Annotated in this window: 10 protein-coding genes, 1 tRNA gene and 2 rRNA genes (1 of these 13 running past the window's edge); 1 reads left to right on the plus strand and 12 read right to left on the minus strand. The window is 60.8% G+C overall.

The window, feature by feature from the left end; all coding sequences use genetic code 11:
• Positions 1 to 6 precede the first annotated feature (6 nt).
• Positions 7 to 396, minus strand: coding sequence for a 5-carboxymethyl-2-hydroxymuconate Delta-isomerase (locus EP376_RS09295; protein ID WP_127655272.1), 390 nt, complete (start codon positions 394 to 396; stop codon positions 7 to 9).
• Between the two features lie 109 nt (positions 397 to 505).
• On the opposite strand from EP376_RS09295, the gene hpaR reads away from it, so the two are divergent.
• On the plus strand, positions 506 to 964 hold the full coding sequence (hpaR, locus tag EP376_RS09300) for a homoprotocatechuate degradation operon regulator HpaR (protein WP_127655273.1): 459 nt from the start codon (positions 506 to 508) through the stop codon (positions 962 to 964).
• A gap of 6 nt (positions 965 to 970) precedes the next feature.
• Here the strand turns inward: hpaR and EP376_RS09305 are convergent, their stop codons facing one another.
• The 11 genes from EP376_RS09305 to EP376_RS09355 form a co-directional block, all read right to left on the minus strand.
• Positions 971 to 1,435: a DUF3237 domain-containing protein gene (locus tag EP376_RS09305; RefSeq protein WP_127655274.1), complete on the minus strand. Its 465-nt coding sequence runs from the start codon at positions 1,433 to 1,435 to the stop codon at positions 971 to 973.
• 19 nt (positions 1,436 to 1,454) lie between these two features.
• Positions 1,455 to 3,818, minus strand: coding sequence for a TRAP transporter permease (locus tag EP376_RS09310; protein WP_127655275.1), 2,364 nt, complete (start codon positions 3,816 to 3,818; stop codon positions 1,455 to 1,457).
• A 73-nt stretch (positions 3,819 to 3,891) separates the two neighbouring features.
• Positions 3,892 to 4,944: a TAXI family TRAP transporter solute-binding subunit gene (locus tag EP376_RS09315; protein WP_127655276.1), complete on the minus strand. Its 1,053-nt coding sequence runs from the start codon at positions 4,942 to 4,944 to the stop codon at positions 3,892 to 3,894.
• A 63-nt stretch (positions 4,945 to 5,007) separates the two neighbouring features.
• Positions 5,008 to 6,702 (minus strand): sulfatase-like hydrolase/transferase, encoded by a 1,695-nt coding sequence (locus EP376_RS09320; RefSeq protein ID WP_255519440.1) that lies wholly within the window; start codon positions 6,700 to 6,702, stop codon positions 5,008 to 5,010.
• A 68-nt stretch (positions 6,703 to 6,770) separates the two neighbouring features.
• Positions 6,771 to 7,916, minus strand: coding sequence for an iron-containing alcohol dehydrogenase (locus EP376_RS09325; protein WP_127655278.1), 1,146 nt, complete (start codon positions 7,914 to 7,916; stop codon positions 6,771 to 6,773).
• A 1-nt stretch (position 7,917) separates the two neighbouring features.
• Positions 7,918 to 9,294 carry an aldehyde dehydrogenase family protein gene (locus tag EP376_RS09330; RefSeq protein WP_127655279.1) on the minus strand — a complete coding sequence of 459 codons (1,377 nt, stop codon included), beginning with the start codon at positions 9,292 to 9,294 and terminating at the stop codon, positions 7,918 to 7,920.
• 4 nt (positions 9,295 to 9,298) lie between these two features.
• The gene (locus EP376_RS09335) at positions 9,299 to 10,663 is read right to left on the minus strand and encodes a glutamine synthetase family protein (RefSeq protein ID WP_127655280.1); all 1,365 of its coding nucleotides are present in this window, start codon (positions 10,661 to 10,663) and stop codon (positions 9,299 to 9,301) included.
• Between the two features lie 316 nt (positions 10,664 to 10,979).
• Positions 10,980 to 11,056 (minus strand) — tRNA-Met (locus EP376_RS09340).
• A gap of 86 nt (positions 11,057 to 11,142) precedes the next feature.
• Positions 11,143 to 11,883, minus strand: a complete 741-nt coding sequence (locus EP376_RS09345; protein ID WP_127655281.1) for a sulfotransferase domain-containing protein — start codon at positions 11,881 to 11,883, stop codon at positions 11,143 to 11,145.
• A 328-nt stretch (positions 11,884 to 12,211) separates the two neighbouring features.
• A 5S ribosomal RNA gene (rrf, locus tag EP376_RS09350) occupies positions 12,212 to 12,326 on the minus strand.
• A 66-nt stretch (positions 12,327 to 12,392) separates the two neighbouring features.
• Positions 12,393 to 13,627 (minus strand): 23S ribosomal RNA (locus EP376_RS09355); it runs 1,597 nt beyond the window's last position.

Here is a 13,627-nt window from a genome sequence, read left to right on the forward strand (position 1 = left end):
CGTTCCCTATGCTTTCGCACTCAGACGTGCGTGGATCGGCGTGGCTTTCCAGCTGAGGTCCGGGTCGGAGACCCGGATTTCCATGGAAAGCGCGAAATGCTCCGTCGCAAGCGGCCCGGCCAGGGCATCGCGCAGGGCTGCAAAGATCGCCTCGCCCGCGCTCTTCAGATCATCGGGGCTCCGCCCCGCCCCGACCGTCAGCGTAAAGGCCGCGAAGTCGTTTTCCGGCAGGCCGTCGGCCACGATGGCATGATCGGCCGCGAAGGCCCGGATACGGATCCCGGCCATCGGGAACAGCCCGGTCTCGATTATCGCGGCATGAGCCACCCGGCACAGTGCGGCGATATCCGTCCTCTCTTCGAGGCCACGCGAATATTCGATGTGCAGATGTGGCATCGATCCTCCTGTCGCACCTCGATGAAAGGAGCTTGGAGGAAAGGTCATTTGTCAAGGCACCACGCATCTGCCATTGGAGAGCAAACATCATTGCCGCGGCAGGATCGCTATGAGCGCCTCTCTCAAGGACGGTTTCGAACTCGCCGAAACGCAGCGGACACTTCCTATCGCGCTCTTGCGGGCGCGCGAGGCCGTGATGGAACGGTTTCGCCCCATGCTCAGCGCCCATGACGTCAGCGAACAGCAATGGCGGGTCATGCGCGTCCTGCAGGAGGCCGGCGAGCTGGACGCCTCCCGCCTTGCCGAACGGGCCTGCGTCCTTCCGCCGTCGCTGACGCGCATGCTCAAATCGCTCGAGGCGCGGGAGTTCATCGCGCTCAGGCGGGATACGCAGGACGGCCGGCGGATGCAGGTCTCGCTCACCGATGAGGGGGATGCCTTCATCGCACGGGTGGCACCCGAAAGCGCCGCGATCTATCGCGAGATCGAGGAGCGGATCGGTGCGACGGAAATCCAGACCCTTCTGGACCGGATCGAAGACCTTCTGACCGCTCTCAAGAAAGACTGAAGGGGCCTAGCCCACCTCGTAGATCGACAGAAGGACGCTTGCGGCCCGTCGCCCACCCGTTCCCAGGAACAGCGTCCGGTTCACCCAATCGTATCGCGCGTCGCCGGTCTCCAGCCGCAGATGAGACCGCATGTAATAGTCGGCCGGGTCCACATCCTCACCCTGCGCCACCCGGGCCATCACCTCGGCGGGGCCATGTCGCACACCGAGGTTGCGCACCTCGATGATCGCGCCGTCATGGGTTCGGACGGCATAACGCGCATCCAGCTCGGCCGCGCCATTCGCAAAGACCGTCTGCCAATCCGCCCCCAGATCGAGGATCTCGCCCCGGATACGGTCCCCCTCGACCGTGCCGCCCACGATGGGGATGATCCGGCGCAGACCGGCAGGGCCCTGCCCCATCTCCATGATCGGGCTGAGCGCGACGGTGAAATCACAGACATGTCGCAGGGGCGGCGCATCAAAGAGCATCAGACTTCCTTTCATACGGTCACAAGGCGCGCGATGCGCGGCGGGCGAGGCCCGTGTGAATGACGATGATGCCCAGCGCGATGGCCGAAGCCGGCAGATGGATCGCCGGGTCGCGCATGATGACCCCGACGGCAAGGATCAGGCGAAGGGCCGTTTCGGCCCCGGTCATCCCGCGCGCATCGAACCGGGCCAGTGCGCTGGCCAAGAGGTAGAGTGACAACGCCAGACGCGGCAAGAGCGCCAGCAGGCCGGACCAGTCGATCCCCGCCGAATAGCCCGGCAGAAAGGCATCCGTTCCCGACTGCGGGTCAAGTTTTGCCGCATCGATCAGCAGAAGCTCGGGATAGAACGCAAAGATGAAGGGCAGAACGAACATCACGATCCCGGCGCGCACGGCGGCAAAGCCCGTGGCCATCGGATCGGCCCGCGTGATCGAAGCCGCGGCAAAGGCCGCGACGGCAACCGGTGGTGTGATCGCCGAGGCCACGGCAAAAAAGAAGATGAACATATGCGCCGTGAAATTCGCGATACCAAGGCCCACGACCAGCGGCCCCATCAGAAGCGCGACGTTCACATAGGCCGGGACGGTCGGCATCCCCATGCCGAGCAGGATCGCCATCAGCATGGTGATCAGCAGCGCGGCAAACAGGAATATCCCGCCCGATTGCACCTCTGCCCCGAAGACACGCAAAAGCGACAGCACGTCCCGCGCGATAAAGCCCGAAAGCCCGGTGAAATTCAGTGAAAAGTCGATCACCGAGACCGACAGGAACATCAGGTAGAGCGTCGAGATCAGGACGCCCGCATCGGAAAAGGCCGACAGCAACTTGCCCGGGTTACGCCGGATATCGCGATCCAGAAAGAACAGAACGGCCAGAAGGACGACGGCCCACCAGCCGGCCGAACTCGCGTCACCGGCCGAATTCTGCACGATCTGGAGCAGAAACGGCAGATCGGCCGCGCGGCAGCTTTGCCCCGTCACGACCGTCTCGATCCCCATGAAGGCCGAGATCGGGCCGCAGCCGATAGCCTCTTTCGGCGTGACCAGCAGGAACAGGATCAGAAGGATCGGGCCCAGGATCATCACGAGGTGCAGCAGGTCCTCGCGGGTGATGCGCATGTCGTCCGTCGCCTCGCCCACCGGTTCGATCCCCTGTTTGCGCGCCTGGAACACGACCGTCAGGAACAGGCAGCCGAAATAGGCCAGCGCCGGGATCAGCGCCGCGATGATGACCTCGCGGTAGGGCACGACCGTCATCGCCGCCAGAACGAAGGCCGCGACCCCCATCACCGGGGGCATGATCTGTCCGCCAGACGAGGCCGCAGCCTCGACCCCGCCCGCGAAGGTGCGGTTGAAGCCACGTTTGAGCATCATCGGGATCGTCAGGACGCCCGTGGACAGAACATTGACGACCGGCCCGCCCGAGATCGTTCCGAACAGCGCGGACGAGACGATGGCGGCATGGGCGGGCCCGCCACGCAGTCGGCGGGTGAACAGGAATGCAACCTTGATCAGCGCCCGCCCGCCGGCGGAAATCCCGAACAGAGCGCCCAGCACGATATAGGGAAAGACCGTGTTCAGCAGGATGCCCATGAACCGGCCCAGCAGGCCTTGCGAATTGTTGACGAGGATGTCCTCGACATTGGGCCGCCCATCAAGAAGCGTGCGCGGCTCGCCGCCCAGCTTGGTGATGAGGTACTTGTTCATGTCCTCGGCGCCGAAGACATACCAGATCAGGACCGTGATCATCGTATAGGCCGCGACAAGAATCGCGACCGCGACGAGGGGAAAGCCCCAGACCCGCACATTATAGGCCAGAAAGACGGTGATCGCGCCGCCGACCACCGCGAAGATCCAGACCCCCAGCGTGTTGATACAGGCGGGATCATCGACGCTGGTCGGCTCCGGCAGGCCGAACAGTTCGGCGAATTCGCGTTCCTCCTGAAGCGCCTGCGCGATCAGGGCCTGGCGTTCGCCAGTGATCTGGTCGATCAGGCAGACGCTGTCGATCTCGATCACGTAGGAGCCCGAGACGACGATCGCCATCACGACGAGGGTCACATCCATCCCGGCGCCGAAAAGGCGCATCCGCCGTCCGCGCCCGGTTCGGGTGAATTCGGCCCAGAAGGAATGGGTCGTGGCGACGATCAGCATCATCAGCACAAAGGCGATGGGATACAGACGCTCGTAGGGGAACTTGCGGATCGCGAAATCCGGATCCCCGACAAGCCCCTGCACGAATGCGTCCAGCCCGGGGATCGACGGGATCGTGTTCACGAGCCCGATGATCACCAGCAAAAGCCCCAATGCGCGCGACACGCGCCTGAGCTTGCTGGGTGGCCCGACAGGCGGCTGTTGTGGATCCGCGGCAACGTCGGTCATGTCAGCAGATACTCATGCTCGATCCGGTGGGTCGGTTGCGGAGGGCCGATGGCTGGCCCGCCGCAGGCCACGCCTATTCGGCGCAATCGGGAATGTCGTAGCCCGCCTCTTCCCAGGCGGCGACGGCGCCGGGGTGATACTTGAGGCCCAGCCCACCGCAGAATCCGGTGATCACCTGATCTACCACGTCGAAATTCACGTTGCCGGCATAGGGTGTGCGGGCGAACAATTCCTCGAACGAGGCGATGTAGGCGGCTGTCATTTCCTTGACGAGGTCATCGGACATATCGGCCCTGACCATCGTGGCGAACGGCACGCCGGGAGACCGGAACATGCCGTCTTCGGAGATCAAGTTCACGCCCTGTCCCTCGCCATAGCCCAGTCTGGACCCATCGATCACGACGGGGCTGTTTCCGGGTGCCGAAAGGAACCGCTGCATCGCCTCGCTTTCGAAGATTTCCTTGGGGAACGAGATGATGTTGATGTCCCCGGCAGAAAGTGCGGTGATCACCCGATCGGACGGAAAGGTGATCGGCACGAGGAATGCCTCGGCCGTCCCGTCGACAAGAACCGTGGGCAGCTGGCCCCAGTTCGTCTGGATGCCGTTGTAATCCTCACCCTCCTGAAACCCACCCGAGCCAAGCTGAATGGTCTGGCGGCCCAGCGTCAGGGCCGCACCGCGCGGCGGTCCGTTCCAGACGGTTCTGCCGGCCAGATCCTCATAGCTTTCGATCCCGCTGGAGACCGGCGCGAACAGCCCATAGGCGCCCGCGTTGAAGGGGGCGATCGCGCGGATGTTCTGAACCAGTTCGGCACCAGCCTCTGCGCCGATGCCCGAGAATGGACCGCGCCCGTTTTCCAGCAGGAAATAGAGGATGGTGGGCGATGTCACCATGTCGGACTTGCCCTCGGCCACGTTGACGATCGAATTCGTCGCGGTCTGGCCTTCCTGAACCTGAATGTCGGCAATCCCCTCGCGTGCCAGAACGTCGGCGAGGTGGACCATCATGACATGTGGCGAGTTTCCGGGGCTGGACGTTTCCGCCGTCAGATTGACCTGCGCGCCCGCAGCCCCGGCCGCCACCGTCATGGCAATTGTCGCCAGCACCCTGATTGAAATGGACATTCTTAACTCCTCCCTTGAAATACCGGACCAAAATCACAACCGGCCCTCCCGCCGGATTGCGGATTATGCCCGCTTGTCCGGGGCTTTCCTGCCCCTGTATTTTGCACTCAGTTCCGGCTCGATCCCGTCTTCGTCGACAACACCGATCAGGACCCCGGTCCGGGCCGCTCCACCACGCATCTGCCTCAGTCGGGCCTTTGAAACGGTCGTCCGCGCGGCCGGTCGGCGCGCCCATTCGAACAACTTGTCGTAAAGAAGATCGATGACGTCCTTGCTGTCCGGATCGGTTCCGAGATCGTTCAGCTCATCTGGATCGTTCTCGAGATCGAACAACATCGGTCTGTCGCCGCTTTCGAAATGAATGAGCTTCCATGACTTGTCCGCGATCATGAAGATCCGCGCCGCATCTGGTTCGACATCCAGCACCTCGGCAAGCGGACTGCCCGAGAAATCGTATTCGCAGATTACATAGTCGCGGACGGGCCCCGCATCGCGATCACGCAGATATGGCAAAAGGGAATGGCCCTCGAGGATATGATCGAGGCTTGAGGCCTGCCCGCCCGCAATGTCCACGAAGGTGGGCGGCAGGTCGATACATTCGACAAGCTCGTCACAGACGCTGCCCCGCGTGGCGTCAGCCTCGGGAGAGGGATCATAGATGATCAGCGGGACCTTGGTGGCGGCATCGTGGAAGAAAGTCTTTTCCCCCATCCAGTGATCCCCGATGAAATCGCCGTGGTCCGAGGTCAGGACGATCATCGTATCCTGCATCCGCCCCGTCTGTTCCAGCCAGTCGAACAGCACGCCCATCTGGTCGTCGCATTGCTTGATCAAGCCCATGTAGGCGCGCAGAACCTTTTCGCGGATCTCGTCGCGGGAAAAGGCCTGACCGATGCGATTGTTCATGAAGCCCTGATAGACCCGATGATCGCTTTGCCGTTCGGCCTCGCTCCGGACAGGGGGCAGAAAATCCTGCGGTCCATACATGCTCGCATAGGGTTCGGGCACGATGTAAGGCCAATGCGGCTTGATATAACTGAGGTGACAGCACCACGGCTGGTCGCCCGTCTCGCGAACGAAATCCATGAAACGCCGGGTCAGATAGGGCGTTTCGCTGTCTTCCTCACGGATATTGGCCGGCAAATCCGAATTCGTCAGGAACCAGCCCGACAGAACATTGCCGTCATCGTCGCGCCCGGAATTCGCGAAATCGTGCCATGGGTTGTCACTGTCATAGCCTTTCTGGCGAAGATACTCGTTGTAGCGGGCCGCACCGCGCGCGTCGTAGAACCCGTCCGGCCCCTCGGGACGCATGCCGTCGTCACGTTCGAAGATATCAAAGCCACATTCAGCGACGCGCGCACCGATCACGCTGTCCGGTTCCAGCCCCAGCCGGCGCATGCCTTCGGCATCGGCCTTCATGTGGGTCTTGCCGACAAGCCAGCAGCCCATGCCCAGATCGCGCAGGTGATCGCCCATCGTCAGTTCGCCGACCTTGAGCGGTACATTGTTCCACGTGGCCCCGTGGCTGTGCACATAGCGGCCGGTATAGGTCGACATCCTGGACGGGCCGCACAGCGGAGACTGGATATAGGCGCGGTCGAACCGGACACCCCGGGCGGCAAGCCTGTCAATGTTCGGGGTTTTCAGATGCGGATGACCATAGCAACTCAGGTAATCCCAGCGGAGCTGGTCGAACATGATAAACAATATGTTCTTTGGCCCCGGCACGAAAATCTCCTTCTGACACCCGGGCATCCACACGCCCTTCGGGATCAGGCTAGCGGATGCCGGTGTCTACGGGAACGGTTATGTTCCCGGAGGTGTCAGAGGATCGCGTCGAACAGCGCCCTCGTATTCTCTTCCGTCATCTCGACCGGGTTCCCGCCCGTCGACGGATCGCGCAGCGCATCGGCGACCAGCCGGTCGATGTCGGCATCGGTGACGCCAAGGCCGGACAGCGTCTTGGGGATACCGAAGCTGTCATTGAAGGTGTCGACAAAGGCGCAGAAGCCGTCGAAGCCCCCCTCGATCCCCAGATAGCCGGCGGCTCGGTCGAAACGGTCGCGAATGGTGGGCGCATTGAATGCAAGCACCGCCGGCATGCAGACCGCGTTCGTCGTGCCGTGATGGGTGTGATGATGCGCGCCGATCGGATGCGACAGGGCATGGATCGCGCCCAGCCCCTTCTGGAACGCCGTCGCCCCCATGGCCGCCGCACTCATCATGTTGGCGCGCGCCTCGAGATCGGTGCCATCGGCATAGGCGCGGGGCAGATTGTCGATGACCAGCCGCATTCCTTCAAGCGCGATACCCTGGCTCATCGGGTGGTAATGCGGGCTGGAGAACGCCTCGACGCAATGCGCGAAGGCATCGAGCCCGGTTCCGGCGGTGATGAATTTCGGCATCCCGACTGTAAGTTCGGGATCGCAGATCACGACCGAAGGCAGCATCTTGGGATGGAAGATGATCTTCTTTTCATGGGTCGCTGAATTGGTGATCACCGAGGCGCGCCCCACTTCGGAGCCGGTGCCCGCAGTTGTGGGGACGGCCACGATGGGGTGGATGCCCGCCGGGTCGGCCCGCGTCCACCAGTCGCCGATATCCTCGAAATCCCACAAAGGCCGGGTCTGGCCCGCCATGAAGGCCAGCGTCTTGGCCAGATCAAGACCGGACCCGCCACCAAAGGCGATCACACCGTCAAAGCCGCCCTCGCGATAGACCCTGAGCCCCTCTTCGACATTTCCGTCATTCGGGTTGGGATCGACGTCGGCGAAAAGGGCCGAACCAAGGCCCGCCGTCTCCATCAGATCGAGTGTGCGGCGCGTGATCTCCATGTCCTTGAGGCCACGGTCGGTCACAAGGAGTGGCTTCGACATGCCGGCGGCGCGGCAGGCCTCGCCGATTTCGGCGATACGCCCGGCGCCGAAGCGGATCGCGGTGGGATAGGACCAGTTTGCAGTCGGGCTCATGTCAGTTCTTTCGAAGGTGGTACGATTTTGGTCGGGTCAGTGCCTGATAGGCAAGTTTCGAGAGGCCCTGCCCACGGCCGGTATCCTTGCACCCCGTCCAGCACAGAGCGGGATCGAGGTAGTCACACCGGTTCATGAAGACGGTGCCGGTTTCCAGCCTGTCACCGATCCGTTCTGCTGCATCGGTGTCGGCTGTCCAGATCGAGGCCGTAAGGCCAAATCGGCTGTCGTTCATCAGCGCGATCGCCTCGTCGTCCGAGGCCACCGGCATGATGCCGACGACCGGGCCAAAGGTTTCGTCACGCATAACCCGCATGTCGTGGGTCACACCGGTCAGCACCTGCGGCGTGACATAGGTGTTTTCGCCATCATCAGCCGCCATCTGCGGGATATGCGCCGTGGCGCCATCGGCGACAGCCTCGGCCACCTGCGCGCGCACTTCGCGGGCGAAACGGATGTTGGCCATCGGACCCAGTGTTGTGTCGGCATCGAGCGGATTGCCCAGCTTCTGTGCCGCAGCCCAGGCGACGGCTTTTTCGACGAAGGCATCATACAGCGGCTGTGCAACATAGATCCGTTCGATCCCGCAGCAGCACTGGCCCGAGTTGAAGATCGCACCGTCCATCAGCGTGTCGACGGCCGCATCCAGATCCGCATCGGCCCTCACATAGCCCGGATCCTTGCCGCCCAATTCCGTCGACACCGGAATAAAGGTGCCGGCGGCCGCCTGTTCCATCGCTTGCCCACCCCCGACAGAGCCCGTGAAATTGACGAAATCCACGGCCCGGGACGAGATCAACGCAGACGTCGTTGTGTGATCGATCACGACATTCTGGAACACGTCCTCGGGGACGCCCGCCTCGAGAAACGCCTCCTGGAGCCGTTCGCCGACCTGAAGCGTCTGGCCTGCATGTTTGAGAATGACGGAATTGCCCGCGATCAGCGCCGGGGCGACCGTGTTGATCGCCGTCATGTAGGGATAGTTCCATGGAGCCACGACCATGACCACGCCCCGCGGGACGCGCTTGATCTGGCGAAGAAACGCGTCGCTGTCTTCGATGATCATCGGCGCAAGGCTGTCTTCGGCGACATCGGCCATATAGCCAAGACGCTCGATAAAGCCGCCGAACTCGCCGCCATAGCGAACCGGCCGTCCCATCTGGTGAGCAAGCTCGACCGCCATGCGATCGGTCGTCTGGCCGATGATCTCGCCCGCCTTGCGCACGATCTCGATCCGCTCGGATAGCGGGCGGGACGCCCAGCCCGGCTGCGCCCGTCTGGCCCGTGACGCCGCATCCGTGGCCTGTTCAGGGGTCAGCACATCGCGGCTGAGATAGACTGATCCGTCGATCGGTGAAATCAGGTCGACTTTCGTCATTTCATCATACCCTTTCAAAACCGCGCGCGATTTCCCAATCCGTGACGACAGCGTCGAACGCCTCCTGTTCGACTTCGGCAGCGCGGGTATAGTGATCAACGACCCAGTCGCCCATCACCTGCCTGAGCATCGCCGATTTGCGCAGGGTCTGCGTTGCGTCGCGCAACGTGTGGGGAATCGAGGGGATTTCCTCCATTGCATAGACGTCGCCATTCACCGGCGGATCGAGGGTGAGCCCCTCTTCGATCCCCGTCAGCCCGGCGGCCAGTTGCGCGGCGCAGGCAAGATAGGGATTGATGTCGGAGCCGGGGATCCGGCACTCGATCCGGACGCCCTTTGTTCCCTCACCCACCAGCCGGTAGCCGGCGGTGCGGTTGTCATTGCTCCATGCGATCTTGGTCGGTGCGAACGTGCCGGGCAGGAACCGTTTGTAGCTGTTCACATAAGGTGCAAGAAAGACGGTGATGTCGGGTGAATACCGGAGCAGGCCTGCGACGTAGGATTTCATCACGTCGGACATCGTCAGCGGCGCATCCGCATCGTGAAAGGCGGGGCCATCCTTCGTCATCAGCGACTGGTGAATATGCGCGGCGCTGCCGACCTTGTCGTGATGCCATTTCGGCAGGAAGGTTGCGGAATGGCCATGCGCCATGGCGATTTCCTTGATGGCCTGTTTGGCGATCGTGTGGTGATCGCAGGCCAGAAGGGCATCAGCGTAGCGGATGTTAAGCTCTTCCTGGCCCGTCTCGGCCTCGCCTTTCGTATTCTCGACCGGAACGCCCGCCGCGACCAGATGATTGCGGATCGGCCGCATCACATGCTCTTCCTTGGTGGTCAGCTGCATGGCGTAATCGGCGTTGTATCCCGCCAGGGGCGCCAGATCGCGAAAGCCGGACTTGCGATAGTCATCGTAGGATTTCTCGAACAGGAAGAACTCCAGTTCAGTCGCCATCATCGGCGTAAAGCCCATGGCTTCGGCCCGGGCAATCTGCGCCTTGAGGATCTGACGCGGCGAATGTGGCACCGGCTTGCGGGTGTGATGGTCGATGAGGTCACACAATACCAGTGCCGTGGCTTCGAGCCACGGAACCCGCCGGAGTGTCGAGAGATCGGGCTTCATGACATAATCGCCGTAGCCCTGCTCCCACGACGTCGCCGCATAGCCGTCGGGCGTCGCCATCTCGAGGTCGGTGGCGAGGAGATAGTTGCAGCAATGGGTTTCCTCAAAGCCGCTTTCGATGAAGTTCGACACGTGGAACCTTTTGCCCATCAAGCGGCCCTGCATATCGATCAGGCAAACGAGGACCGTATCGATGGCACCGGTCGCGGCGTCGGCTTTCAGTGTCTCGAAATCAAGATTGGCGGTCATGTGTTTCCCCTCACGTCATCTCACCTCATCTGTCCGCCAGACAGATGACGACGACATATCGAAATGTGCAACCGTCGATCAGCCGGAAACTGCGTTTTTCGGAGAGCTCTCAGGGACCAGCAAGCCCGATTGGGTTTGTGTTCACGGGTTGCGGGGAGAGCTAAATCTCAGACTTCTGCCGCAGGCTGAGGCCTCGCGAAGCTGTTCTTATCTTGGCTGTCGGTCCGAGCCGGGCTAGGCGGCCGATCTCTTCACTCGCGGGCACAAAAGCAAAAAACCCCCGCGGTTTGACCGACGGAGGTTTCGCAAGGATATTTGGTTGCGGGGGTAGGATTTGAACCTACGACCTTCAGGTTATGAGCCTGACGAGCTACCGGGCTGCTCCACCCCGCGCCAATGAGAGTTAGCTATTGTGAGTCGTCCCCGGCTGCAAGGGGCTGAACCCGGAATCCGGCAAATAAAATCGAAGCTGGCGACTGTCACGGTTCCGGATAGTCATATCCAAGCGCGCGTTCCCGCTCGAGATCCAGACGGTCGAGAATGTAGGCCATGTCCGCGTCTGAGATTTGGTCACGCGTCATCTTGGGCCGCCCTTTGAAATTGTTTTTGGGCTGGGCGGCTTGTTCAATCGGGTCGAAGTCGCCGCTGATCGGCAGATCATAGAATGTCGAAATCCGTTCGATCACAGCGCGTCGATTCTCCTTCAGATGTTCATATTGAATGAGAGCCAGATTGTTCACGCGATTCTTGAACCCCAGCAGCGATGCGAGCTTGAAGTTTCGGAGATGCATCGGGGTTGCGGGAGGTTGTCCGGTAATCGGATGCCGATCCAGCTGAAGATATTGGGGCGGGCAGTCCTCCGGCACAGTCGCGTTCGTGCCGTCGCGCCAGTAGTCGTCGTCGTTGTGAGAGGTGACCCCCATGAACGGGCTTCGAATAAACTGTGAAAAGTCGTCAGGCACTTGTGCGGCATAGGTCGTCCGTGGAACCTGAAAGAGGCTTACGAGCCAATCTATTGGGTCGCGATAGATGCCGGCAATCAGGCTTTCATGTCGGTAGCCGACCGCAACTGGAATTCCATGTTTCCAGCCATACTGCGACCTGAACGTGATCTTCAGATTCCTGCGCAGAAATTGGGTGAGAAAATTTGTCCCGGACCCTCGCTCCCCGAAGACCTGGAAATCCTCGCAACGGATGCCAGGAGCCCGCTGCATGAACATGCCAGCGTCTTCCTGCCTTACGTTTCTTGTCAATACCGGCTCCGCTCATCCACATATCGCGGTCAAGACTATACCAACTCAGGCATGTTTGAGAACCGATACGGTCGCATGACGGTCGGCAAACGATAAGAGCCACCTCGTTTCCAGAGTGGCGTCATTTGATTTGGTCATCGTGTAATGAGCAATGCATTCGTCGTGACGCTCGGCCACGTCTGACTTTGCATTTGGGATGTATCTGTTGGATTGGCACAAAAAACGCCTCAGCCTGTCTCGGCTGAGGCGTTTTTTAGTGTCATCGTTCAAGAGAACAATCGATGCGTTTTACTAGGTTCGGCAGTGACTTACTCTCCCACGTCTTAAGACGCAGTACCATCAGCGCAGTGGCACTTAACTGCCGAGTTCGGGATGGGATCGGGTGTTTTGCTCACGCTATTACCACCGAACCGAGAAAAACGCATTCCAAGTCGTACGGATGTACGGCTTTTGGTCCAGTCTAGCTGTTACTGGATCAAATCAAGCCTATCGGACAATTAGTACCGGTCAACTGAACGCATCACTGCGCTTACATCTCCGGCCTATCGACGTAGTAGTCTTCTACGGTCCTCAGGGATACCTTGTTTTGAGGGGGGCTTCCCGCTTAGATGCCTTCAGCGGTTATCCTTTCCGATCATAGCTACCCAGCACTGCCGTTGGCACGACAACTGGTCCACCAGTGGATCGTTCACCCCGGTCCTCTCGTACTAGGGGCAACTCCTCTCAAGTATCCTACACCCACGGCAGATAGGGACCGAACTGTCTCACGACGTTCTAAACCCAGCTCACGTACCTCTTTAAATGGCGAACAGCCATACCCTTGGGACCTGCTCCAGCCCCAGGATGAGATGAGCCGACATCGAGGTGCCAAACGGTGCCGTCGATATGGACTCTTGGGCACCATCAGCCTGTTATCCCCGGCGTACCTTTTATCCGTTGAGCGATGGCCCTTCCACTCGGGACCACCGGATCACTATGGCCGTCTTTCGACTCTGCTCGACTTGTCAGTCTCGCAGTCAGGCTGGCTTATGCCATTGCACTCAACGAGCGATTTCCGACCGCTCTGAGCCAACCTTCGCGCGCCTCCGTTACTGTTTGGGAGGCGACCGCCCCAGTCAAACTACCCACCACGCAGGGTCCCGGACCCGGATAACGGGTCGCGGTTAGACATCAAGAATGCAAAGGGTGGTATCTCAAGGGAGGCTCCACAGAGACTAGCGTCTCTGCTTCAAAGCCCACCACCTATCCTGCACATTGCAGTCCTGATGCCAGTGCGAAGCTGTAGTAAAGGTGCACGGGGTCTTTCCGTCTAACCGCGGGAAGCCTGCATCTTGACAGGCAATTCAATTTCGCTGAGTCGATGTTGGAGACAGCGGGGAAGTCGTTACGCCATTCGTGCAGGTCGGAACTTACCCGACAAGGAATTTCGCTACCTTAGGACCGTTATAGTTACGGCCGCCGTTTACTGGGGCTTCAATTCGGAGCTTGCACCCCTCCTTTTAACCTTCCAGCACCGGGCAGGCGTCAGACCCTATACGTCGTCTTGCGACTTCGCAGAGCCCTATGTTTTTAGTAAACAGTCGCCACCCCCTGGTTTGTGCCCCCTACCCATAGTTGCCTACGAATAGGGCCTCCTTCTCGCGAACTTACGGAGGTATTTTGCCGAGTTCCTTCAACATCGTTCTCTCAAGCGCCTTGGTATTCTCTACCA

The sequence above is a fragment of the Alexandriicola marinus genome (assembly GCF_004000435.1).
GTDB classification, from domain to species: domain Bacteria; phylum Pseudomonadota; class Alphaproteobacteria; order Rhodobacterales; family Rhodobacteraceae; genus Alexandriicola; species Alexandriicola marinus.

What these genes read in the sequence shown, in the direction of transcription:
- EP376_RS09295 (WP_127655272.1), bottom strand. Translation starts at nt 396, where the DNA reads ATGCCACATCTGCACATCGAATATTCGCGTGGCCTCGAAGAGAGGACG.
- hpaR (WP_127655273.1), top strand. Translation starts at nt 506, where the DNA reads ATGAGCGCCTCTCTCAAGGACGGTTTCGAACTCGCCGAAACGCAGCGG.
- EP376_RS09305 (WP_127655274.1), bottom strand. Translation starts at nt 1,435, where the DNA reads ATGCTCTTTGATGCGCCGCCCCTGCGACATGTCTGTGATTTCACCGTC.
- EP376_RS09310 (WP_127655275.1), bottom strand. Translation starts at nt 3,818, where the DNA reads ATGACCGACGTTGCCGCGGATCCACAACAGCCGCCTGTCGGGCCACCC.
- EP376_RS09315 (WP_127655276.1), bottom strand. Translation starts at nt 4,944, where the DNA reads ATGTCCATTTCAATCAGGGTGCTGGCGACAATTGCCATGACGGTGGCG.
- EP376_RS09320 (WP_255519440.1), bottom strand. Translation starts at nt 6,702, where the DNA reads ATGCCCGGGTGTCAGAAGGAGATTTTCGTGCCGGGGCCAAAGAACATA.
- EP376_RS09325 (WP_127655278.1), bottom strand. Translation starts at nt 7,916, where the DNA reads ATGAGCCCGACTGCAAACTGGTCCTATCCCACCGCGATCCGCTTCGGC.
- EP376_RS09330 (WP_127655279.1), bottom strand. Translation starts at nt 9,294, where the DNA reads ATGACGAAAGTCGACCTGATTTCACCGATCGACGGATCAGTCTATCTC.
- EP376_RS09335 (WP_127655280.1), bottom strand. Translation starts at nt 10,663, where the DNA reads ATGACCGCCAATCTTGATTTCGAGACACTGAAAGCCGACGCCGCGACC.
- EP376_RS09345 (WP_127655281.1), bottom strand. Translation starts at nt 11,883, where the DNA reads ATGTTCATGCAGCGGGCTCCTGGCATCCGTTGCGAGGATTTCCAGGTC.